Annotated in this window: 20 protein-coding genes; all 20 read left to right on the top strand. The window is 49.8% G+C overall.

Translation table 11 applies throughout. The annotated features are described in order from the left end of the window. The first annotated feature begins 54 nt into the window (after positions 1-54). Positions 55-462 (top strand): DVU3141 family protein, encoded by a 408-nt coding sequence (locus RSO41_RS04620; protein ID WP_315617898.1) that lies wholly within the window; start codon positions 55-57, stop codon positions 460-462. After that, entirely contained in the window at positions 459-2,222 is a 1,764-nt protein-coding gene (locus RSO41_RS04615; RefSeq protein WP_315617897.1) for a polysaccharide biosynthesis/export family protein, read from the top strand. The genes RSO41_RS04620 and RSO41_RS04615 overlap by 4 nt, the downstream gene beginning before the upstream one ends. Positions 2,223-2,302: 80 nt before the next feature. Next, complete coding sequence (locus RSO41_RS04610; protein ID WP_315617896.1) at positions 2,303-3,118, top strand: ABC transporter permease; 816 nt, start codon at positions 2,303-2,305, stop codon at positions 3,116-3,118. Positions 3,119-3,145: 27 nt separating this feature from the next. Then, positions 3,146-4,087 (top strand): ABC transporter ATP-binding protein, encoded by a 942-nt coding sequence (locus RSO41_RS04605; protein WP_315617895.1) that lies wholly within the window; start codon positions 3,146-3,148, stop codon positions 4,085-4,087. Positions 4,088-4,249: 162 nt separating this feature from the next. After that, positions 4,250-5,350: a chain-length determining protein gene (locus RSO41_RS04600; RefSeq protein ID WP_315617894.1), complete on the top strand. Its 1,101-nt coding sequence runs from the start codon at positions 4,250-4,252 to the stop codon at positions 5,348-5,350. 78 nt (positions 5,351-5,428) lie between these two features. Further along, positions 5,429-8,881: a glycosyltransferase gene (locus RSO41_RS04595; RefSeq protein ID WP_315617893.1), complete on the top strand. Its 3,453-nt coding sequence runs from the start codon at positions 5,429-5,431 to the stop codon at positions 8,879-8,881. A 45-nt stretch (positions 8,882-8,926) separates the two neighbouring features. Beyond that, positions 8,927-9,796, top strand: a complete 870-nt coding sequence (locus RSO41_RS04590) for a sulfotransferase domain-containing protein (RefSeq protein ID WP_315617892.1) — start codon at positions 8,927-8,929, stop codon at positions 9,794-9,796. Continuing rightward, positions 9,783-10,610 carry a sulfotransferase domain-containing protein gene (locus tag RSO41_RS04585; protein ID WP_315617891.1) on the top strand — a complete coding sequence of 276 codons (828 nt, stop codon included), beginning with the start codon at positions 9,783-9,785 and terminating at the stop codon, positions 10,608-10,610. Before RSO41_RS04590 ends, RSO41_RS04585 begins: the two co-directional genes overlap by 14 nt. Positions 10,611-11,516: 906 nt before the next feature. Continuing rightward, complete coding sequence (gene rfbB, locus RSO41_RS04580; protein ID WP_315617890.1) at positions 11,517-12,593, top strand: dTDP-glucose 4,6-dehydratase; 1,077 nt, start codon at positions 11,517-11,519, stop codon at positions 12,591-12,593. Further along, positions 12,590-13,474 (top strand): dTDP-4-dehydrorhamnose reductase, encoded by an 885-nt coding sequence (rfbD, locus tag RSO41_RS04575; protein ID WP_315617889.1) that lies wholly within the window; start codon positions 12,590-12,592, stop codon positions 13,472-13,474. The genes rfbB and rfbD overlap by 4 nt, the downstream gene beginning before the upstream one ends. Positions 13,475-13,553: 79 nt before the next feature. Continuing rightward, the gene (rfbA, locus tag RSO41_RS04570) at positions 13,554-14,435 is read left to right on the top strand and encodes a glucose-1-phosphate thymidylyltransferase RfbA (RefSeq protein ID WP_315617888.1); all 882 of its coding nucleotides are present in this window, start codon (positions 13,554-13,556) and stop codon (positions 14,433-14,435) included. A gap of 72 nt (positions 14,436-14,507) precedes the next feature. Then, positions 14,508-15,056, top strand: a complete 549-nt coding sequence (gene rfbC, locus RSO41_RS04565) for a dTDP-4-dehydrorhamnose 3,5-epimerase (protein ID WP_315617887.1) — start codon at positions 14,508-14,510, stop codon at positions 15,054-15,056. Positions 15,057-15,087: 31 nt separating this feature from the next. Further along, positions 15,088-16,134 carry a hypothetical protein gene (locus RSO41_RS04560; RefSeq protein ID WP_315617886.1) on the top strand — a complete coding sequence of 349 codons (1,047 nt, stop codon included), beginning with the start codon at positions 15,088-15,090 and terminating at the stop codon, positions 16,132-16,134. 12 nt (positions 16,135-16,146) lie between these two features. Continuing rightward, the gene (locus RSO41_RS04555; RefSeq protein WP_315617885.1) at positions 16,147-18,084 is read left to right on the top strand and encodes a rhamnan synthesis F family protein; all 1,938 of its coding nucleotides are present in this window, start codon (positions 16,147-16,149) and stop codon (positions 18,082-18,084) included. After that, positions 18,084-19,022, top strand: a complete 939-nt coding sequence (locus RSO41_RS04550) for a hypothetical protein (protein WP_315617884.1) — start codon at positions 18,084-18,086, stop codon at positions 19,020-19,022. The genes RSO41_RS04555 and RSO41_RS04550 overlap by 1 nt, the downstream gene beginning before the upstream one ends. 36 nt (positions 19,023-19,058) lie before the next feature. Then, on the top strand, positions 19,059-20,246 hold the full coding sequence (locus RSO41_RS04545) for a hypothetical protein (protein ID WP_315617883.1): 1,188 nt from the start codon (positions 19,059-19,061) through the stop codon (positions 20,244-20,246). A 2-nt stretch (positions 20,247-20,248) separates the two neighbouring features. Continuing rightward, positions 20,249-21,508 carry a hypothetical protein gene (locus RSO41_RS04540; protein ID WP_315617882.1) on the top strand — a complete coding sequence of 420 codons (1,260 nt, stop codon included), beginning with the start codon at positions 20,249-20,251 and terminating at the stop codon, positions 21,506-21,508. A gap of 3 nt (positions 21,509-21,511) precedes the next feature. After that, complete coding sequence (locus RSO41_RS04535) at positions 21,512-22,714, top strand: hypothetical protein (RefSeq protein WP_315617881.1); 1,203 nt, start codon at positions 21,512-21,514, stop codon at positions 22,712-22,714. Positions 22,715-22,764: 50 nt separating this feature from the next. Continuing rightward, positions 22,765-23,757 (top strand): hypothetical protein, encoded by a 993-nt coding sequence (locus RSO41_RS04530; RefSeq protein ID WP_315617880.1) that lies wholly within the window; start codon positions 22,765-22,767, stop codon positions 23,755-23,757. A 27-nt stretch (positions 23,758-23,784) separates the two neighbouring features. After that, positions 23,785-24,434, top strand: a 650-nt coding sequence (locus RSO41_RS04525) for a hypothetical protein (RefSeq protein WP_315617879.1), incomplete at its 3' end; no start/stop codon positions are given.

Below are 24,434 nucleotides of genomic sequence, written 5' to 3'. Positions count from 1 at the left end.
GATGAAGCGCCACTCGGGCGGGCGGTGTCATGCTGAAAGCGCAAGGAAACCATCATGGAACATCAACAACGAAACGGCAGGGCCAGAGGCGGTGCCAGCGTACTGCTGCTGGCGCTGGCGATTGGCCTGACAGGCTGTGCTGCCCAGCAGGGCCAGCATGCGTCCGGCTCGGTCATTGTCGGGTCGCAGGGCACGCCGCTGGGGGCCAACCTCAACGGCTTCCTCAGTCAGTCTGCTCCTGGTTCGACCGTGGTGCTGCAGCAGAGCCCCTGGGGCGGCAACGTCGAAGTCATGGCCGATGCGCCCTATTACGCGGCGAGCGGCCGTACTTGCCGGCACCTGCAGATCATGAGCCTGCAGCGTAGTGGCATGCGTTCCGCCGTGGCCTGCGAGACGGCCGATGGCAGTTGGGTCTCGCAGCGGCTGGTGACACAAATTCAGGCAGGGGGGGCGAGCCAGTGATCAACCGCGATACCTCGACATTGAGTGCGGCGCTGGTCGCGGGCTTGCTGCTGCTGCCCGGCCTGGCCAGTGCTCAAAGCTTCTTGCAGTCAAGCGCGAACGTCCAGCCACAACAGCAACAGAGCCAGGGGCAGTCATCTGCTTCCCGGGGCGGAGGGCAAAGCAGCAACGTGGATGCGACGCCCCGCGCCAACTGGGACAGTGCCAACTATGGCCCGGTGCCCAACCCGGATTATGGGCTGAAAGCCAATCCGCCCAAGACCGAAATGGAAGAGTTGTCTCCGTTCGGGGCCAACCTCTTCGAGGGCGGCTTCCGTGGCACCATGGCCGATGGCCTCAATGCCGATTACCAGATCAAGCCTGGTGATCAGGTCACGCTACGCGCCTGGGGGGCCGTGGAACTCGATCAGACGGTGCCGGTGGATGCCCAGGGCAACATTTACATTCCCTCGATCGGTCCGGTGCCGGTACAGGGCATGAGCAGCCAGCAACTGGATGCGCAGGTCAGGCAGGCCATCAAGAACGTCTATCCCCAGGACGTCGAGGTCTATACCAACCTGCAAGGTGTCCAGCCGGTGGGCGTGTTCGTCACCGGCTATGTCGAGAACCCGGGCCGCTATGCCGGCACTCCGTCGGATTCGGTGCTCTACTTCCTCGATCAGGCAGGGGGCATCGACAAGTCGCTCGGCAGCTACCGCCAGATTCGTGTAGAGCGTGATGGTCGCGTAGTCGCCAACGTCGACTTGTACGATTTCCTGCTCGAAGGCGACATCGAGCGCCCGCAATTCAAGGACGGCGACACCATCGTGGTCGAAGAGCGTGGTCCGGCGATCGCCGTGACGGGTGACGTACACCGTGAATACCGCTACGAGCTGCAGGGCGAACAACTGACGGGATCGGAAGTCACTCGCCTGGCGCGCCTGCAGAGTGGGGTCTCGCATGTGTTGCTGCGGGGCGACCGTGCCGACGGTCCCTTTGCCGAGTACATCGCACTCAACGATTTCGGCAGCCAATCCGTGCGCAGCGGCGATGAGGTGTTGTTCAGTTCCGACCAGCGCGAAGAGACAATCATCGTAGAGCTCGAAGGCAGTTTTTACGGCCCTTCCCGTTACGCCTTGCCGCGAAACGCACGGCTTGGCGAGTTCCTCGACGCGATCGACGTACCCAAGGACATGACCAGTGTTCGGGACATTTCGATTCTGCGTGAAAGCGTCGCTACACAGCAGGAAGATGCGCTCGAAAAGAGCCTACAGCGTCTGCAGACGACCTACCTGGGTTATCCGGCGCGTACCGCCGAAGAGGGCAAGATCCAGGTACAACAGGCCGAGCTGATCGAGCGTTTCGTGCAGAAGGCCTCGCAGGTCGAGCCTTCCGGGCAACTGGTCGTGGCTCGCGGGAACAGCGGGATCGCCGATGTGCGCCTGCAGGATGGTGACGTCGTCAAGATTCCCGAGACCAACGATGCCATCCTGCTCAGTGGCGAGGTCACCATGCCCCAGGCCGTGGTCTACACCCCGGGGATGTCCGTCGAGGATTACATCGACCAGGCCGGTGGCTTCACGCCACGCGCCAACGACGATGGCATCCTGGTGGCGCATCGCAATGGGGCGGTCATCCCGGCCGACGATGCGAAGCTACGTGCCGGCGACGAGATCATCGTGCTGCCGAGGGCACCGACCAGCAACCTCGAGCTTGCCAAGTCGATCACGCAGATCCTCTATCAGGTTGCCGTGGCCACCAAGGTGGCACTCGACCTGTGATGTTCTCTATCGGCAACGAAGCACGAATGGTCAAGCGGCGCTCACGCCGCTTGACCGCTTTCCGACCGATGGATTAAGCCATGTTCCAAATATTCTCACGCGGCGCCCATGGCACCGAACGTTCGGCATGGGAGGTCACGCGTAGCGTCTGGTACGCCATGTTCATGCGCGAGGCCATCTCGCGCACCATGACCGACCGCATGGGCTGGTTCTGGATGATTGCCGAGCCCATGGCCTTCACCCTGATCATGGTGGGCATCCGGGGGTTCATCCGCGGCGATCGCCTGATCGTGGGGGCCGAGTTCATCCCCTGGATGATCGTCGGCTTGATGGGCTTTTTCCTGATCCGTGAAGGCATGATGCGTGCCCTGGGATCGATCGAAGCCAATCAGGCGCTGTTTGCCTACCGCCAGGTACAGCCGGTGGACTCGGTGCTGGTGCGCAACTTCCTCGAAGTGATGCTGCGTACCCTGATCTTCCTGCTGTTCATCGCCGGCGCCCTGATGCTGGGGATGGATCTCACTCCCGACAATGCGCTATATGCCATGTGGGACTGGTTCGCCCTCTGGTGCCTGGGCCTCGGGCTAGGCCTGATCGTCTCGGTGGCCGGCAGCCTGGTGCCGGAAATCGCCAAGGTCGTTCGGATGATCAACATGCCATTGCTGATTCTCTCCGGCGTGATCTTTCCCCTGAACAGCCTGCCGCACTGGCTGCTCGAGTATGTGATGCTCAACCCCATCGTGCATGGCCTGGAGCTCTTGCGAGCCAGTTTCTTTGAAGGTTACCAGGTGATTCATGGCACCAGTGCCACCTATTATTGGGCCTGGACCTTGAGCACGCTGGCGCTGGGTTTGCTGATGCATATGCGTTTCAAGGACCGGCTGAAGGCCAGATAACCAGGCGCCAGATCCCACAGGCAATTCATGATCGAAATTCGTAATCTTTACAAGCGCTACCATAATCACCATGGCAGCCCCTGGGTGCTCAAGGACATCAACCTCTCGTTCCCGCAAGGGGTGAGTGTCGGCCTGGTGGGGCGTAACGGGGCGGGGAAATCGACGTTATTGCGCTTGATTGCCGGCATGGATCACCCCGAGCGGGGCAGCATCGAGCGCAATTGTCGCGTTTCCTGGCCAATCGGCCTGGCCGGCGGCTTTCAGGGCTCGATGACGGGCCGCCAGAACGTCAAGTTCGTGGCGCGCGTTCATGGCGGGCGTAACAAGGAACAGGAAATCATCGACCGGGTGCAATCCTTTGCCGAAATCGGTGATGCCTTCGATGAGCCCATCAAGACCTATTCCTCCGGCATGCGCTCAAGGCTCAACTTCGGGCTCTCCCTGGCCTTCGACTTCGATGTCTATCTCTCCGACGAGGCGACCTCCGTCGGTGATCGAGCCTTCAAGGCCAAGGCGACCAAGGCCTTCAAGGATAAGGTCGGCCAGGCCAGCTTGATCATGGTCTCCCACGGCGAAGGCATCCTCAAGGACCTTTGCCAGGCCGGGGTGTACCTCCGTGACGGCGAAGCCACCTGGTATGACGACGTGGAAGACGCCATCGAGGCGTACCACGCCGAAACGGATGGCAATAGCGAAGACCATCCGCTCGGCCCGCCGGTACGGCCCAAGCGACTCGCCGAGCCGTCGACACTCGCGCAGGCGCGTCAGCAGCTGCAGAAACGGCGCCAGGAGCTGCAGAGTGCCAAGGCGAAGTTCGAAGAAGCCAGGGAGGAGGACCTGCCTCCTCGTCAGCGAAAGCACTATGGCGACGCCTTTCGAACCACCCAGCAGAATCTCCAGGATGCGCAGGCGCGACTCAAGGCATTCCAGAAACAGCGCCAGAACAACCAGGACAAGAGCGCCGAATAGCAGGGCGCCGATGGTTCCTGGTTATTGATTCAAAAGCTGTTGCAGCGCCAAGCGTACTCTCACCGTCTGTCAATGAAGCGGCCTCAGGCATTCCATTGAATGTTACGAAGCGGTCTTCAAGAGTACAGAAGTCTTCACGTTACCAGGTTTGTTGCTAACCGTATGGCCTCAAAAGATCAGATCAAAAGCGTATTGAAGAAACAGCCACAATGGGTGCTTGCCTGTGTGGCTATCTTGCTGGTTGCCTTCTATTGGGCGCTCTGGGCCGAGGACCGCTATGTCTCGCGTGCCACCGTGGTACTGGAAAGCCCCCAACTGGCCCAGCCGGAAATCAGCTTCTCCTCGATCCTCACCGGTACCTCCAGCGATACGGACCTGCTGCTGCTGCGTGAGTACCTGCTCTCGGTGGATATGCTCAAGCAAATCCAGGAGCAGCTCGATTTCCGCTTCCATTACAGCGAGCACGGTGATGTTTTCGCCCGACTGCGTGATGCCGATGCCCCCATTGAATCGCTTCACGAGTACTATCAGAAGCGCGTCAGCGTGGAGATGGACGAATATTCCGGTGTGCTGAATATCGAAGTGCAGGCCTATACGCCGGAGTTTGCCCATCAAATGGTGCAGTTGTTGCTCGATGCCGGCGAGCGTCACATGAACGACATGGGCCAGCGGCTTGCCGAGGAGCAGATGCGTTTCCTGGAGACGCAACTCGACCGCCTCAACGAACGGCTGAAAGAGGCACGTACCGACCTCCTGGAATTCCAGAACCGCGAAGGTCTGGTGTCGCCCACGCAGACGGTGGAAAGCATCAACCAGGTTGTGGCCATGCTCGAAGGCAACCTGGCGCAGCTTCAGGCCCAGCGCAAGGCCATTTCCAGCTACCAGAGCAACCGCTCAGCCGATATGCAGCGCGTACAGAGCGAAATCGATGCCATGCGCGAGCAGATCCAGAAGCAGCGTGACCGGCTGGCCCAGGCCACCGGGGAATCGCTCAACCGGGTGTCTTCCGAGTACAAGACCCTCGAGCTCCAGGCTCAATTTGCCCAGGAAACCTACTCCAGTGCGCTCTCGGCCCTGGAGAACACCCGCCTGGAAGCGGCTCGCAAGCTCAAGCAGGTCAGCGTTCTGCAGAGCCCGCTGATGCCGGAATACCCGACCAAGCCTGACCGTCTCTACAACACCACGGTCTTCGCCCTGGTCACCATCTTCCTGGCCTTCATTCTCAGCATGCTGGTGCTGATTATCCGTGACCATCGGGACTAACGTCTCGGCAGTACATGGGAATTGGCAAAAAAATCGTTGACGCCAATGTTTCAATAGGATTGATAGGGTGTAGATGAAATGGAAAGCCGCTCCGAAAAATTAGATGTTAAATATTATAAAAACCGGTATGATGACATCCTCTTGCTATCAGAAGAGGAGGCTAAACATCATTGGGTAACCTTTGGCTTTCAAGAGGGGCGGTTTTGTTCAGAGTTACAAGAGTGCTCGTATCTCTTTTGGGGAGAAAAAATAGATAGGTTGCTTTTCCTGCCATATTCATCAGATTATTTAAGAGGTATGATTTTCGGAAAAGAATCTGAGGGAGGCAGAGTTGGGAGTGTCTCAGGTTATAATAAAAATCGAAATTTAGGTTCCTTGGAAGGGCTGGAAAAAGAAATCTTTGAGGCTGGTTTTGATGAGGGGTTTTATTTAAGGTTTTATGAAGATTTGAAGTCTACTTCGTGGAGTTCTGGGTATAATATTTATCTGCATTTCAAAGATTACGGAAAATCAGAAGGGCGGTTGTCGAATCTTTCTGAATGGCTGATTAGCAATAAGCTTCCTGGGTATTTTTTTCCGCCTAAAGTTTTATTTCTAGATGTTTTTAAAATTAATTTAAGTCGCGGTATTTATCTGAAGCTAGAGGATTTGCTTGCAGTATTCAATGGTGAGTCAGAACTACCAGTAGCGTTCTTTGAGGATGATAAAAAGAATGCTCAGCACTACCTTACCATGGCGAGGTATTATTTGCAGGGGGGAGCTTCGGAAAAGTCAGTAGTTCTTCTAAAAGGGGCTTGCAGTTTTTACCCTTCGTCTAGCGCGCTTGAATTGCTTGGAAACATTTATATGGAGGGTGGTCATTACCGCATTGCGCTGGGCTACTATAATGCTGCACGTGCTTTGCAAGGCCCACCTAAATGGCTTTTCATAAATCGAGCTATTTGTCTAGCAAGTTTGCAACAGTATGAGAAGGCTTTGTCCTCTTTGGCAGAGGGGATGAATGTATATCCAAACTTCACCTTTCAACTTGATAAGCTGGATGAGCTTTCTGAGAATGCATGGAATGAAGTTTATCCGGCCTTGATGAGTTATATTGACCAAGGGGATCGTGAGCAACTGATAGAAGCTAGTAATGCTTTCGCAGATAATCTCTATCGGGCTTACCTCCATGCCGCAGGGTGTAGTGAGTCTCCGGCCCTGTTACCTAGCTTAAACTTTGATCGTATACTTATCATTGGCGACTTCCACGTGAAACAGTGTGAGCGCTACCGCATAAACCAGAAGATCGAACAACTGCAAGCGTTGGGGCGAAAAGTTTCTGCCATTGACTGGATGCAGCTGGAACGACACGCTGATGTAGTGGCCACGCACGATGTAGTTATTTTCTATCGTGTTCCTGCTGTACCGAAAGTCCTCAAAGCCATGGCGCAAACTAATGCCGCTGGCAAACTAAGTATCTACGAGATTGATGATCTGATTTTTGACCCTGCCTACCCTCCAGCCTTGGCTAGTTATGGTGGCTATGTCTCACTTGAGATGCATCGTGAACTGACACGTGGTATGGCCCTTTTCCACTCTGCTGCTAGGAACTGTCGTATTGGTATTGCTTCCACGGAGCCATTACGCGAGCGCCTAACCAAACTGGTTTTTGGAAAGAAGTGCCTACTGCACCGTAACGGTCTAGATAGTCTCAATACCTTTAGTCAACCGAAGAAAGTGCTAAATGAAACACTCGATATTTTTTATGGGAGTGGTACCCAAGCTCATAACCAGGATTTTATCGAGCTAGCATTACCGGCTATTCGTAAGCTGCTCCAGCGCCATACAAACCTCAGGCTAATTATCGTTGGGTATCTCAAGCTACCTAGTGATTTTGTTGAGGAATTTGAAAGTCAGGTTTCCATAATCCCCCCGTTAAAGAGTGTGGAAAGTTACTGGTCGCTTCTTGAAAAAGCTGATATTAATCTGGCAGTTCTGCATGATGATTATTTGAATTCTTGTAAGTCTGAGTTAAAGTGGTTTGAGGCAGGTTGTTTTGGTGTGCCCTCGGTAGTCAGTGCGACGAAAAATTATCGTGACGTTATTAACGATGGTCAGGATGCTTTCTTAGCTGCTGATGCGAATGACTGGGAAAATGCAATTACTCAATTGGTGGAAAGTTCGGATTTGCGCCGTGAAATAGGGCTTAATGCCCAGCGCAGAGTAAAAGAAGAGTATTCGCTTGAGGTGTTGGGTCATACTTTGATGTCGCAACTGACAAAAATTTCCAATGACTTGATGGAGGGGGCTTCGGTTACACTTAGTGGTAGTGGTGATCTTCAACTGCAACGACGTCGTCGTAAAGTTGCACTAGTCAACGTCTTTTTCCCACCACAGTCTATCGGTGGTGCTACCCGAGTTGTAGCCGATAACTTTAAGGCGCTGCGGAAACAGTACGGTGATGATTTTGAACTGGTGATATTCACGGGTGATAGTGAGTGTCGCACTCCACATCAGCTGAGTGTTTACCACTATGATGGCGTACGAGTGTACCGGGCTACGACTCTTTTTCGAGAGCATATGGACTGGCATCCTCGTGACCCACGCATGGGTGATTTATTTACGGAGTTTCTGGAATGTGAACAACCCGACCTAGTTCATTTCCATTGTGTTCAGCGCTTGACCGGCTCTGTTGTCGAAGCTTGTCGAGATGCGAAGATTCCATATCTGGTCACTGCTCATGATGCCTGGTGGATATCAGATTTCCAGTTTTTGGTTGATCATCAAGGGAAGGTCTACCCTGAAGGGCACCCTGATCCATTCGAGTTAGTGCAGCTTCCGCCTGGTATCACTGAGGAGGCTTCCCTAGAGCGAAAGATGTATCTCAAGGGGCTTTTGAGTGATGCGGAGAAGGTGCTTACTGTATCCAGTGCTTTCGCCGATATTTATCGCAAGAATGGTGTGGCCGAGATTGAAGTGACGCCTAACGGCATTTCTGATGATCTTCCTTGGGCTCCAAAAGATACTTCCTACACACATCATATTGTGGGTGGGCATGTGGGAGGAATGGCTGAGCACAAAGGCTATTTTTTGCTAAAAAAAGCCGTGTTGGAAGTTCAGCCGACCAATATGGAGTTTCTAATTGTGGACCATTCAAAGGAAGAAGGCTATGAGGCTCGCGATTACTGGGGAAATGTCCCCGTTCGTTTTGTCGGTCGAGTCAGTCAGGACCGGATAATTGAGCTTTATCGGCAAATAGATGTGTTATTTGCACCTTCAACTTGGCCAGAAAGCTTTGGTCTTGTTACCCGTGAAGCTGCAGCCTGCGGTTGCTGGGTAGTCGCTTCCGATCTTGGTGGTATTGGTGAAGATGTTGAAGATAATAAGAATGGAAATATTATACCTCCAGATGTTGCGGGTCTAAAAAAAGTTTTGCTAAATACTGACAAGCTTCCTAAAGATATGGAGTTTTTTCGAGAGGAAGTAGCACGGTCTTGTGAACAGGCGAACTTGCTTGCAAGTATGTACAGTCGCGAAGTGCTTAGGGGTTAAGAGAATGGTGAATATGACTTTAAATATTAAAATTGAGGTTGCGCTATGATTGAGAATCTCTTCCTTAGTGCTGGTGCAATGAAAGCTGGTACAACTTGGCTTTATGAGCGCCTAAAAGATCATCCTGATATCTTTTTTACTCCGGAAAAAGAAATTCATTACTTTGCGAATGTTGCAGGTATTGAGAGGCAGTTGAGTTATCGGAACCGACTTCTAAAACTTAAAGAGGTTATAGAAAAATGCTCTGGGGGGAACCCAAAGTTTATTTCCAAGCATGTGGGCGAGATTTCATGGTACGCTAAGTATGCCGGAAAAGAAAAAATTGACGGCTCTTGGTATGAGTCATTGTTCGAGGGGAATTCTGATAAGAAGTATTGTGCTGATTTCTCCAATCTATATTGCCAAATGGATAGAAAAGGTTGGGCTCATGCTAAAACGTTATCTAATAATATTAAAGTTATTTATACACTGCGGGATCCGCTTGAACGTTTGTGGTCGCACTATAAGTTCCATCACAAATGGGTTGGGAAAGAAGATAGCGTCATAGATGATGGTCTTGGCCTTTTTGAGGAAACTTTAGGAAAGCCTTGGTTTTATAAAAACTCAAGTTATCTTGAGAACTTTAATAATATAGTGGATGGTGTGGGTAAAGAAAATGTTATGCTATTGTACTTTGAAGACTTTCGGGAAAACCCACAGAGAGAAGCTGATAAAATAGCCGAGTTTTTGGGTATTACGAAGTTTGCAGTTCCTGAAAAAAGCCGGAATGAAAAAACTAACGCGACTAAAGATATTATGTTTCCAGATGAATGGAAAAAAGTCGCCAAACTAAAGCTTTCATGTTACGCAGATGAATGCAAAAAGGCTGGTTTATGGCACCCTAATTGGCAGGAGGTCGATGATGAAGAAAATTGATAACCTGATTCTTTGTGTTGGGGCCCAAAAGGCTGGTACTACATGGTTATACTCTTTGTTAAAGAGTTCTCCAGATGTTAAATTTTTTAAGTATAAAGAAGTGCATTACTTTGACTATGTTTCATCAATTAATAAGCAGTTGCTAAATAGGTCAGGGAGAGATGTTTTTAAATCTTTGGGTGAGTCGCTGCATGAGGTGGAAAGCGAAAGGAAGGATGATGTTTACTCTTTCCTAGATAGGAATCTTAATGACGAATGGTACGTTAGTGTTTTAAGTAGCGAGTCTGCGGTTTATTCGGCTGACTTTACTCCCGAATATGCACTGCTTGATGAAAATCAATTGGAGAAAGTTTGGGGTGTTTCAGAAAATTGTAAAATAATTTTTATCATGCGTGATCCAGTTGAAAGGACAAAATCTGCTATGCAGTATTTTTATCAAAATAAGGGGAGGGACTTAGGGAAGCTTTCGGAAGGAGAGTTGATACATAGTGCTTTGTCGCCTATTTTTTTGAATAGATCACTGTACGAGAAAACGATCCATGCGTTAGATAGTACTTTTGAAGATGTCTTATATCTTTTCTACGAAGAAGTCATGGCAGATAAGATGGGTGCGATCTCTAAGTTGGAGGATTTTTTAAATATAGATCTTTCACATATCGATAAAACCGGGCTCGATAAAAAAGTCAACAAGTCGGATCAGTACTCTTTCGGTGAAAAATTTGAAAAATCTTTGCGTTACGCTCTTTCTTACACATATGATTCTGTTTTACATAGATTCGGTTACGTGCCGGATGAATGGAAGAAAGAGGTTTAATGTGTAGTATTTGTCTATTGATGCTCTTCAGGATGAAGCTCTTTCTAATTCCTAGTGGTGGGTTGTAATATAAAAGTTTTGTTCTGATAATTGTTGAGTGAAAATCCTGAAGAATTTCTTAAGGTTTTCTCCTGTTTCCTATATCCTGTTTCAGAATTGAAGAGTGCGCCAAAATCCTAGTTGTCCTAATCCAAAGCAGGAACATTTAATAGACTGCCAAGGTATTGGATAGCACTTTCCATCGGCCATCTGTCGTGAGGCCGTGAGCTGCGTAATAACGTGAACGGTAACCGATACTTTGCTCGCCTGGCTTAGCAGCAGTGCTAGAAGCGCCGCGCATCACGCCGCCTCAGACGGGAGCTTCTACCTGGCAGGAAACATTTCGAATTGGTGGTCCACGCTATTGCGCCATCAGATTTTCTTCTGAGCAGCCTGCCGGCAAGCTTAAGCTCATGGGTATGCTCAGCTTCAGAAATGTTTGTATCGCCGTGATAGCATCTACGATGCTGTATATTTTCTGCTTATGGGGAAGTTGCGAAAAGAATTTGTCTTCTGCCTAAAATAGGGAAAGTAAATTCGTAATTTTTGTGTGCGGCAGCAAAGAAAACATCAACGACCTGATCCGTCAGTGCTTTTCTAAGGGGGTTGGTTTATCTGGCCATAGCAAAGAAGCACTAGGCACCATCTCGTTTGAGTCCAAAATGTAGCCTCGGAGGCGCTTCGACTTCAAGTTTTCTATCGCGATGATGAGAAAATCAATAGTGGAACACCACAAAAGGCCGTCAGAAACCCAATGGATATGTTGCACTAAAAATCTGTCTTTCCTCGTCTATAATCCAATGGGAGTGTTGTGCATATAGCCAACTCTAAGTCTTCTATTTATTAAATGAAAATTTATAGGAAAATATGAGAACATTTCTAGTAACTGGCGGTGCCGGTTTTATCGGCTCTGCGGTGGTACGCGAATTGATCGAGAATACCGGTCATTGTGTGGTCAATGTCGATAAGCTGACCTATGCGGGTAATCTCGAGTCCCTGTCGTCAGTCGAGTCGAGCGACCGTTATCACTTTGTGCAGGCGGATATCGGCGATGCCGAGGCGATGCGTGCCACGTTCGAAGCCCATCAGCCCGATGTGGTGATGCACCTGGCGGCGGAAAGCCATGTGGACCGCTCCATCGATGGGCCGGCCGAATTTATCCAGACCAATGTGGTGGGCACCACGGTGCTGTTGGAGGCGGCTCGCACGTACTGGCAGGGGTTGCAGGCCAGCAACCCGGAGAAGGCGGCCGGCTTTCGCTTCCACCATATCTCGACCGATGAGGTCTATGGGGATCTGGAGGGTACCGACGACCTGTTCACCGAGACCACGCCTTACGCGCCCAGCTCACCGTATTCGGCGAGCAAGGCGAGCTCGGATCATCTGGTGCGGGCCTGGCAGCGGACGTACGGGCTGCCCACGCTGATCACCAATTGCTCCAACAACTATGGCCCGTATCACTTCCCGGAGAAGCTGATTCCCCTGATGATCCTCAATGCGCTGGCAGGCAAGGCGCTGCCGGTGTACGGCGACGGTCAGCAGGTGCGTGACTGGCTGTATGTGGAGGACCATGCTCGAGCGCTTATCAAGGTAGCGAGCGAAGGGCAGGTCGGCGAGACCTATAACATCGGTGGGCACAACGAAAAGGCCAACATCGAGGTGGTGCGTACGCTTTGTGCCCTGCTCGAGGAACGTGTGCCTGACAAACCGGCGGGCGTGGCCCGTTACGAGGACCTGATCACCTTCGTGGCCGATCGCCCCGGGCATGATGTGCGTTATGCGATCGATGCCTCAAAAATCGAACGAGAGCTTGGCTGGACGCCTGCCGAGACCTTCGAGTCCGGTATGGGCAAGACCGTTGACTGGTACCTGGCGAACCGGGAATGGTGGCAGCGCGTGCAGGATGGCAGCTATCGTGGTGAGCGGTTGGGAGTGCTGACATGACGTTATTGTTACTGGGTGCATCTGGTCAGGTCGGTTTTGAGCTGCAGCGTCGCCTTGCCACCCTGGGGGAGGTAGTCGCCCCGAGTCGCAATGAGCTGGATCTTGCCGATGCCGGGGCCGTGGTCGATTACCTCGAAGACCTGGCGCCGGGTGTGATCGTCAATGCGGCGGCCTACACTGCGGTGGACAAGGCGGAAGAGGAATCCGAACTGGCGTATCGCCTCAATGCCGAGCTGCCGGAGCAACTGGCCACTTACGCTGGCAGGAACGGCATTCCGCTGGTGCATTACTCATCGGACTATGTCTATCCCGGCGATGGTCATCAGGCCTGGCATGAGGGAAGTACCACTGGGCCGGCATCGGTCTATGGCACCACCAAGCTGGCAGGTGATGTGGCAGTACAGGCCAGTGGCTGCCAGCACCTGATCCTGCGCACCAGTTGGGTCTATAGTGCCCGTGGCCATAATTTCATGAAGACCATGCTGCGCCTGGCCCGTGAGCGTAGCGCACTGAAGATCGTGAATGATCAGATCGGTGCTCCGACGCCGGCACGGTTGATCGCGGATGTGACGCTGATGGCCTTGCATGGTCTGCAGCGGGGACAGGTCGAAAGTGGCTTGTACCACCTCGCACCGCGTGGGGAAACGAGCTGGCATGGCTTCGCTAGCGAGATATTCCGCATGGCCAGTGAGGCGGGGGAGTCACTCGCCATTGACCCCTCACAAGTCGCTGGTATTCCGACGGCGGAGTATCCGACGCCGGCGACACGGCCTCTCAACTCGCGTTTAGCATTGGATAAGCTGGAGCAAGCGCTCGACATCTCGCTGCCGGCCTGGCAGGCACAGCTAGAATTAACTCTCGACGAATTTTTGAAGTGCTAGACGTATACTTGAGCGCTTGAACATGGTCCTTTCGCGTCGAGAGACTGGTTTTAATCAGAACTAAATAAGGAGTTTTTGTATGGCACGGAAAGGCATTATTTTGGCTGGTGGTTCCGGCACTCGCTTGCACCCGATTACTCATGGCGTTTCCAAGCAGCTTTTACCTGTCTATGACAAGCCGATGATCTATTATCCGGTCTCGGTTCTCATGCTGGCAGGTATTCGGGAAATACTCATTATTTCGACGCCGGAAGACCTTCCCCAGTACAAGCACCTTTTGGGGAGCGGAGAGCAATTTGGTGTCCGCTTCGAGTACGCCGAGCAGCCCACCCCGGATGGCCTGGCCCAAGCCTTCGTGATCGGTGAAGACTTTATCGGTAACGATCCCGTCTGCCTGGTGCTGGGGGATAATATCTTCCATGGCCAGCACTTCTCGGAGCAGCTTAAGCGTGCCGCAAGTCAGGAAAGTGGTGCGACCGTTTTCGGGTATCTGGTAAAAGATCCTGAGCGGTTCGGAGTGGTGGAATTCGACGATCACGGTAAAGCCATCTCGATTGAAGAGAAGCCCAAGAAGCCCAAGTCTCCGTATGCAGTCACTGGGCTGTACTTTTACGATAATGACGTGGTGGAAATCGCCAAGTCGGTCAAACCATCGGAGCGGGGTGAGCTTGAAATCACCTGCGTCAATAATGCCTACCTGGATCGCGGTGATCTCCAGGTTGAGCGCCTCGGCCGAGGCTTCGCCTGGTTGGATACCGGTACCCACGACAGTTTGATGGAAGCCAGCCAGTATGTTCAGACCATTGAGCACCGCCAGGGCTTGAAAATCGCTTGCCTGGAAGAGATCGCCTGGAGCCATGGCTGGATCAATGATCAAGAACTTCTGGAGAGGGCGGAACCGCTTATCAAGACCGGGTACGGAAAATATTTGAAGCGTCTTGTCAAAAGCTCCTCAAAATGAAGCGTATCCCTTGATGACAGCTTGAGCATTATTCCTTTCCACCAAGCATTAAGCAGAGCGGCCATATATTCCATGCAATTCGAGAAACTGCAGATACCCGATGTCGTACTCCTCACTCCCAAGGTTTTCGGTGATGAGCGTGGCTTCTTCATGGAGACGTTCCGCCAGAGTGAGTTCGAAGAACATTGTGGTGAATACCGCTTCGTTCAGGACAATCATAGCAAGTCCGGCCACGGCATTCTGCGGGGGCTGCATTATCAGCTGGAAAAACCCCAGGGGAAACTGGTTCGCGTGACTCGTGGCGAAGTATTCGACGTAGCGGTTGACCTTCGTCAGAGCAGCCCGACATTCGGGCAATGGGTGGGAGCTCGTCTCAGTGCAGACAACAAGCAGATGCTGTGGGTGCCTCCCGGCTTCGCACATGCCTTCTATGTGATCAGTGTCGACGCCGAGTTCCAGTACAAATGCACGGATTACTACAACCCCGGCGATGAATACTGCATCCGTTGGGATGATGAGTCTCTGGCCATTGACTGGCCATTGGTGAATGGTCAACCACCTGGTGTTTCCGAAAAGGATGCTCAAGGTGATACCTTAGATGCTGCAGCGAAATTCGCTTGATTGACATCACATTTCATATAACAGGGATGATATGAAAGAAACCTATACCGCGCTGAAAGAATTCGGCGCTGCGTTTCTGGGCCCCTCCCTTACGGCATATGTAAGAGAGGTGGAGAAGCACGCAGAGGGGAAATTGCCTGTGTGCCTGGCCAGGGAAGGTTGGTTGATCCATCAATTGTTGACGCGCCTTTCCGAGGAAGAGCTGATTCACCTGGATCATCCCCCGGTCTACCTGAGGCTTTCCCGAACCTTGCTGTTTCGGGCCATGCTAGGGGAGCCATTAACGTATACTGTTGCTCTGAAGATGGATTTCGAGGGAACGGTCCTCGATTTGCTAATGAAGCGCTTCGGTCTGCAGATGCACGAGGCCTTCGCCTGTATGCCCGCGGAGGTATTGGGCTTCAGTGTTTCCTTGCCGGACGATGCTGATAATGTGCGCCAATGGCTCGAGCCTCATAATGACCGGTTGCGAAACCAAGTCGAGCATACGCGTGAAGCCGTAGAAGGCTATTTTCATAGCCAGGGACTCGGCAAGGAAAATCCCGCTCCCTTGATGCTGGATGTTGGTTACTCGGGGTCTATCCAGAAGCTTTGTACGAGCTTCCTGGGGCGTGATACGGAAGGTCTTTATTTCATTGCAACGAAGCCCGGGAAGCAAGAAGTCGGTGGTAACACGGCTCGGCTCAGCGGCGTTTTCCGCGAAGGTGTCGATTGGCAACAGAACTATACCATGCTGGAGCGTTCACTGTTGCTGGAATGCATGATGACCGCACCACATGGTCAGGTTGTCGATGTTCGAGAGGCACAGGATGGCAAATATGTCTTCTTCTACGGTCGGGAGGCATCGAGCCAGCGCTACTACCAGAATCTCCAGGCTGTTCTCGAAGGGGCCGTGGAGTCGGTAACAGACAACCTCCGCAATAACGTTACCTATACCAAGGGTGAAGTGGAGACCTTGTTCGAGGTGTTTTCTACTCGCCCCGGCGCGATACCTCAAGCCGCTTGGCACTTGTTCACGGCCGACGATGATATTACCGGTAACGGAATGGTGTCTCCTCTGCAGATATTCGGCATCTAATCGGGAATGGATATGATCAAGGATATTAAATCGCTGAGAAAGAAGTTGAAGGCGGGTACTGCACGAGGAATCGATTACGAGAAACTGACGGAAGAAGCCGTATCATTAGGGCTTTTCAACCCGAGTTGGTACGAAGAGCACTATGGCCGAACGTTTTCAAGCAATGTTGAGGCCTTCAAGGACTATATACGGAAATCACGCTTCGCACCGGTCAACCCTTCACCCGCCTTTGATACCGAAACCTACCATCGCACATACATGGATGTGTTTCATGGGCAGGTGAGCCCACTTCTCCACTATTTGCTGCATGGTAGGCAAGAGGGCAGAACCTATGCTCCTTATGCGCCGCGTTGGTCGCCACGGAATGCCTTGAGGCCACGGCGTGAAGTTTCTCATGAAGCTGAGAAGCTGAAAGTAGCAGCTTGTCTGCATATTTTCTATAATGATTTCATTGATCGTTTCGCTCACGCCCTCAACGAGTTTCCGGTCGAGTTGGATGTTCTCTTGACGCTTGCCAGTGAAGAGCTGGTGGCACATGCGAAGCGCACATTTGGGCAACACCCGAAGGTCAAGAATCTGGAGATTCGTGTCGTACCCAACCGTGGTCGTAATTTCGGCCCGATGTTGGTTGAGTACGCTGAAATGCTTCAGGAATACGATCTCTTCTGCCATTTACATTCCAAGAAATCGCTGTATTCGGGAAAAGAGCAGACCCAATGGGCGGATTACCTGACAGAGTATCTGCTGCGGGATCCAGCGGTGGCAGCTGGTATCTTGAACAGTTTTGCAGAAGACGATGAGCTTGGCGTCTATTACCCAACGACATTCTGGATGATGCCAACCTGGGTCAATCACTTGACCATGAATACGCCCTACATGCGCAAGTGGGAAGAAGAACTCGGCTTGTATCGCAACAGCGGCTTCTTGAGTTATCCGGCTGGCGGAATGTTCTGGGCGCGTCCGCGCGCACTAAAAGACCTGCTGTCGAAGCGTTGGGCCTATGAGGACTTCCCCGAAGAGCCTTTGCCCAATGATGGCTCGATGCTCCATGCCCTGGAACGTGTAGTGGGTAATGTCGCCGAGAAAAGAGGCTATAAAGAGTTTTTCTATTATCCTGCGACTGGGCAGTTTACTCGCGACTATTCTTATATCTTCAGTAGTTACCAGGGTTCCGGGCTGGAGCAGCATTTACCGGCCATTCAGGCGCATGAATGTATCAGCTTCGATGTCTTCGATACGCTTGTTAGGCGAGAGTATACGGTTCCTGACTATGCCAAGCTCAAGCTCGGGCAACAACTGGTCGACAGTGGCCGTGTTCACTCAGCCAAGGCCTTCGTGGATATCCGCAACGAGGCAGAACTGGCCCTCAGGAAACAGGCGAATTTCAAGGGCGATGTTGATATTCGCGATATATACAAGGAAGTCGGAAAGACCCTCGGTATCTCGGATCACGATGCTACGTACTTGATGCAAGAAGAGTTTGAACTAGATCTGAAAATGATTCAGGCGAAGAATGAGATGGTCGAGCTGTTTAACCACCTCGGCAGTACTGGGCATAAGCTATGGGTGATATCGGACACCTATTACACGCGTGGCCAGGTAGGCCTGATGCTCAAGAAAGCCGGGGTCAGCGTGCCGTACCGCCTGATGGTCTCCAGCGCCGAGCAGAAACGTAAAGACAATGGCACCATGTGGCACATGGTCAAGCATGACCTTGCTGACGAAGGTATTCAGCGTCATCTACATATTGGTGACAACGTGGTAGCCGATGCCCAATTACCTGGCGACCTGGGCCTTACAACCTTTCATATCCTGCACCCGATGGACAAATGGAAGGCATTGGACTTCCCTGAGGTCTTGCAGGGCGATGATGCGCTCGATGAAACCCAAATACTCAAGTGGGGCAAGCTGATCAGCCAGGTTGGACGTAACCCCTTTATTGGTGAATGATGAAAAAAGACACTCTCTATTTGCATGTTGGCTGGTCCAAGACTGGTACTTCTGCAATTCAGTCGCAAATTCAGCAGCAACATGCTGATTTTTTGGAAAAGGGTATTCTTTATCCACAGAGTTTGCAGTGGCCGGATCATTCTCACCACCCCTTCGCCCTTTCATTCAAAGGTAGTGGGGCTTATCAGAGCGATATGTCACCAGCCGAGGCTTTAGAAACCCTACGGCTGGAGATGGAAGCCTCAGCATCTCCTAATGTTTTGATGTCTTCAGAGCTCTCACCTTTTTATTTCAATAATCCAAAGTTCAAAGAGTTTGTGAGTCAGTATTTCGATAACGTGAGAGTGGTGTTTACGGTTCGCTCTCAGTCAGAGCTTTTGTTGTCACTTTTCAATCAGTTGGTTAAAGACCCCAATGTTCGCTATGGCGCATCACTGTTTTCTTTAGCGATGAGAAACATTCACTGGCTTAATTTCTATCAAAATGTTAAGCAGTGGGGAGATGTGGTTGGCACGAAAAATATCACGGTTATCCCCTATAGTAAGTCTGTCGTAGATGATTTCTTTTCCGAATTCAATGTTCCAGTGAAGTACCAAGAGCTCGAAACCTCCAGAACGGTTAACCCTTCACTTCCGACACGATGCTTGGCTGTGCTTCAAGCGAGAGGGCGAAAGGCAACGGATAGTGCTAGTTTCGCCAGAATCAGGAATGATGTTATTGAGCTTTCCAGTAAAGTTCCTGAGGAGCGGGACAGGTATGTCTTGTTTTCGGTCCCTGAGCAGCAATCCCTTGACGAGCACTTCAAACAAGGAAACCAACTGCTTACCAATGAGTATGGGCTGGACTTAGCCAAGATTAAGAAGCAGAGTTATAAGCCAGTCAAGGCGTTACCTCCAGGTGTTAATTTAGAGAAACTGGCGTCTGAATCATCGTCTTGATTTGTAAACTTATTGATGACAGTGGCGAGTTATAAAATGTCAACGCTTTATTTGCACGTAGGCCATGGAAAAACGGGGTCAAGTTTCATTCAATCCAGCCTGGCGCTTAGTCAAGAGGTTCTGCTCGATAAAGGGATAAATTACCCAGAGTCAAATTCTTCTGAGAAAGCAAAAAATGGAAAGATTACATCAGGTAATGGTGTAATGTTTGATCCTGTAGTAAGTCAGTCTTGTTATAGTGATCAAGGGAATGTTCTAATCAGTAGCGAAGTCTTGTTTCATGATATACATGATGGGAAAGTAGACGCGCTTTTGAATAAAGTTGACGACAGCGGGTTTTCTTCTGTCAAGGTCCTGTTGTTTACTCGAGATTTGGTTGAACACGCTGCGTCTTCGTATCAGCAAATGATCAAAAGAGGTGGTTCAACGATATCCTTGGAAAATATGTTCTCTCGTTATAAGCAACCTGAGCTTGTTTATAATTTTATTGAAAGACTTAACAAACATTCGAGCGTTGAAATAACAATACGTAATTACTCAAACTGCAGATCCAATATCCTTTTTGAGGTTGAAAGCTGGCTTGGAGTTGAGCGAGGAATGCTGGTTGTGCCTACTGTTAGCAATATCAACCGCTCAATGACCAGGTCTGAGCTTCGTTTCCAAAAAGGTGTGAATAATGTTTTGGGGAGGTCTGGTCAGCTAGTTTCCGATCGGCTGTGCAATAGCTTGCCTGATATAGAATCCGAGCAGATCCTGCCCGATGAAAGTGTGCAAGAGTCGATGCTTACACGCTTGAGTGAGTGGTGCGAATACGTTGATTCCCATGCTCCTGATGAGCATAAATACAACCATGTGACCATCCCTGTTAGCGAAGAAAGTTTAAGTGAAGAAAGCTATTCGTTTACAGGAAAGCAGATTGACACCATTGCTGACGGATTGGCTTCTGAAATATTAAAGCTAAATAATCAGGGGAGAAGGCAAATAACTTTTGACCCAGCCCATGGCGGTGAGCGTTTTTCCTTTCCTACTTTTTCTAAAAAACTGGAAGGAAAGTTTGGAAAGCATTCGGCTGATACGCTGCGGGATATTGCCTTATGCTTCGAGGCTTCTGGTGATTTGTATTTAGCACATTATTTCATGAGCTTGGCACTAAAAGCCAGGCCAAAAGGTAAGCTTATTGTAAAGAAGGCTGCTGAATACTCTTCTCGTCTAGGAAAAGGGTGAGAGTGATGGGACGGCGTTGTGTCTTGCATGTAGGAATGCACAAGACTGGATCTTCATCCATACAAAATGCCTTGAGTGGTCATTGTGATGATAGTCTATATTACCTGGATTTAGGTCAGCCAAATCATTCGGTTCCCTTGGTATCTGCACTCATGCCTGATTTGCAGAATTACCCTCAAGTGAAAAAATGGAATCTATCGAACGAACAAGCTGATGACTTAAAAGAGCGCTCCATCAACAAACTTTATCAGGGACTAAGGTTTTCACTTGATAAAGATGTAATTATTTCTGCTGAGTATTTTAGTCAACCAGGAGCTCCTGCAAAGAAGAATCTTTCTCGCCTTCATGATATCTTGAAAGAGTACTTTGATGAAGTGAGAGTGATTGCTTATATCCGCTCACCCAAAAGCTTTATGGAAAGTGCTCTTCAGGAAAGAATTAAAGGTGGTGACACAAAAATTACCTTGAAGTCGCTATACCCGCATTATAGAGGGCGCTTGGAGAAGTTTTACGAGCAGTTTGGTGGCCAGAATGTAACACTGGTTGATTATGAGCCAGCGAATTTTCCCGCTGGTAGTGTTGTTTCTGATTTTTGTCGACGAGTCGGAGTTGCAGATGATTTCTCTAAGACGATAAGCTCCAATGAGAAAATGGGCTATGAGGCGATAGCCCTTTTGTATTCCTACAATTTTTTTCGTAGCTTCGCGACTCCGCATGTGTCCAAAATTTTTTATCCCAGAGTCTTTTTGGATAATTTGCAAGAAACATCCTCTTCAAGCTTTTCCTTGGATGAGACTGTTGTTGATGAGATCGTCGCTGCCAATAAAGAAGATATTTCTTGGGTTGAAGAAGCGAAAGGTTCTGTGTTTCATGCCGCTAGTGGTAGCAAAGGGTATGATGTCAGTTCTTTGGATGAGTTGTTAACTTTTACCAATAAAAATATTGAGTTTTATGAACAATGCAAGGGGCTTCCTGAATTTGATGCGAGCCTGCCGCGTCATGATATTTTTGAAAATTTTTTAACAAGCTATGAAGCATCATGCTTTCCGCTGAGACGTGATGACTTTAATACGCTTCGTAACGTGGCGGAAAAACCTCTAGTTGCTTTTCGAGAGTTTTCTAAAGCTCTTTATGATTCTGGTCTTGTCTCGCAAAGTAAGCTTATATTGGATTTGGCGTTGAGCCAGTACCCAGGTGCCAAAGCACTTCAGGATCTCAATAGTCAAGTTTGTTCTGCGCTAAATGACTTGGGTGAGAATTAAAATATGAACAGTGGTGAAGGTAAAAGCTCAACGGACAGTGCGGGCCATGTGTCTACTATTCAGGATAAAGCAACGTTTATAAGAAACATTGGGTTTGATTTTTATCGAAACGGTGACCTTGACTCAGCTCTTTCCGCGATGAAGTTGGCTTGTAAGCTTAAGCCTGGCTCACCTTTTTTGATGAAACGTGTTGACAAGATAAAAGCAGAGATTGAGTCTTCCAGTCAAGGTGCTGTTGCAGATAGTGAAAAAAGCAAGAGAGTCATTGCCTCTAAACAATCATATGTCAGCGGTCATTCCCAAGAAGATTATGCCTTGATGTATGAGGAGTTTCGGGAAGCTGCTGTGGCTTATTGGGGGGCTGATAAAGAAAAGTTCTCTTTGAATAAGATTGATATAGAGAGTGTTGTTGATAAGATAGAACAGGCTTATAAAAATCAAAAAGGGTTAAGTGTAATAAGAAGTGGCGATGGTGAGGGGAGTTTTTTGAGTCGTCGCTTTTCGGCATGTCACCAAGATCTTTTTTATCTCTGTGCGAGAGGGTCGCTTCGTCTTCACTTTGGTCATCAAGACTTTAGTTATGATGATCTGGACTTTTGGTCGAATGAGTTGCTTTCTGCCTTTGTGTCATCGGATATTATCACGTCGGCTCGGGATGAGGGTTCCGTCGAACGCTTGCTTACCAAGCATCACGGTTTCGATTTCAGGTCCATGGTGGGCCAGATTGCTGGAAGTATCATTCCTTGCAGTATTGCAAAAAAAATGGGTAATTTGGTTTACGAGTCAGGTTATCTCCATAGGGACTTGATTCCCTATTATCAAGATATTTTCAAGAACAAAGAAGTGGTTTTGATTGGGCCAAATGATGAAAAGTTTGCTGAGCATTTTGAGACATATTTTGGTTGTACCGTTGCAGATGTCTTGACCATTCCTGGTCAGTATGTTGTCGAAAAGGAAAGTTTAAAACAACCCCTTTTTCCTGATCTCTATCAGAGTATCTTGTCCAGACTTCTTGAGCTAGACGTTAGTGGGAAAATATGTTTGGTTGGCGCCGGTCTCGCTGGCAAGGTCTTTTGTTCAAAGATTGCCCTGAAAGGAGGGGTCGGCCTTGATGTAGGGAGTATGATGGATGCCTGGGTTGGCAGGAAGGCTCGAAAGTATCACACTTCTGAGTTTCTTGGTGCGTCAACAGTCATAAAAAGTTGATTCTTCAAAATTTTTGTGTACATTAAAAACTGGTTTCAGGGACGATGCACATGAAAAAACTTTATATCCACGCCGGAAACCATAAAACAGGAACTTCCTCAGTTCAGAAATACTTGTTTGAAAATAGAGATCTCTTCCTTGATAAAGGATATGCCTGTTTTCTTGATGACCATAAAAAAGAGGAGGTGCGCGGAAACCATTCTTGGTGGTTTGACCACTCCCGGCTGAAGAATGGTTCGGCTTATTTCAGGTCTGGTTTTGTGGAGTCTCTGGGTCGGCACTCTGAGAGAGCTGACAATGTTGTCATTTCATCAGAATGCTTTTCTTGGGTTTTTGACTCGGAAGCTCTGAGAAAATTTGCAGGACAGCTGTGCTCTATCTATGATGATGTTCAAGTAATATTTTATATCCGTCGTCAGGATAGACATGCTGTCTCTCACTATCAACAAGCTGCAAAGAGTTTTGCGGAGCGTGAGTTTTTTGTTGGAAATAATGGCGCACTACCTGACCTGACTGATAATGTCATCAACTACCTTGACTACTATAATAAATTAGGTCTTTGGGAAAATGCTTTTGGTCAAGGAAGCGTTTGCTTTAGGGTCTTCGATGATCATTTGGCAAATTTTGGTGTAGTTCCTGACTTTCTCGACATTATTGGAGTGGAGCCAGCTGGCTTTCCATGTGAGGGGGCTAGAGCTAATGAAAGCTGGGGCTGGGAGCAGACTAAAGTTTTTCGCATCTTGAATAACCTAGGTATACGCCATCAGAGCGAACTTGGCAAATCAATTAAAAAATATTTAGATGGACATGGAAAGCTGTTGCCTACTCGTAGCGAGGCAAAAGACTTCTTGAGATTTTTTGATGACTCCAACTCGATGCTTGCTGAAAAGTTGGGTTATGAGGATCATCAGCCTTTATTCGAAAATGATTTTTCTTTTTATCCTGGTTCTTCACAGGACTTTTTTGATGAAGAGTCGGCTAACAAAGCTATTGAAAATCTTTCCAAGGGTTTTCTTGACTATATTAATGGGTATAAAAAATAATTATAATTTATTTTGCAGGGGGTGCTTATGTATATAGAGCAGCAGGATAGTCTTTCGTTAAAGTTGGTGAATGAGGCATATGCCGTCGAAACATCGCAAGGCGATGTTGTTCTGACGCGGCCGAGTGGCCGAGCCTTTGGGCTGAATGATAATTTCGAGTTCACGCATGCTGAGCCGACCAGTGATGGCGGCTTTGCAGCCGTCATGCAGTTCAAGGACGGTCAGGTGAGTCTGCGTTGGTTCGATGGCAATGGCCATCTTGAGCAGTGGACGGATAAGGCCCCCGCAGCGGAATATGCGGATCGAGAGAGTGAGCTTGGCCTGGATATCGATGGCGACGGCGAGGTGTCACGTTCCCAGTACGTGGAGCAGCAAGGCAACTTGTCCTTGAAAGTCGTAGATGGTGCCTATGCGGTCGAGACGGTGTCAGGCGATGTTGTCCTGACTCGGCCGAGTGGTCGAGCCTTTGGGCTGAATGATAATTTCGATTTCACGCATGCCGAGCCGACCAGTGATGGTGGCTTTGTAGCCGTCATGCAGTTCAAGGGCGGTCAGGTGAGTCTGCGTTGGTTCGATGGCAATGGCCATCTTGAGCAATGGACGGATAAGGCCCCCGCAGCGGAATATGCGGATCGAGAGAGTGAGCTTGGCCTGGATATCGATGGCGACGGCGAGGT

Source organism: Halomonas sp. I1 (genome assembly GCF_032334135.1).
Lineage (GTDB): Bacteria > Pseudomonadota > Gammaproteobacteria > Pseudomonadales > Halomonadaceae > Halomonas.
The sequence above is the reverse complement of the archived record's forward strand: the minus strand, read 5'-3'. Positions and strand labels throughout refer to the sequence as shown.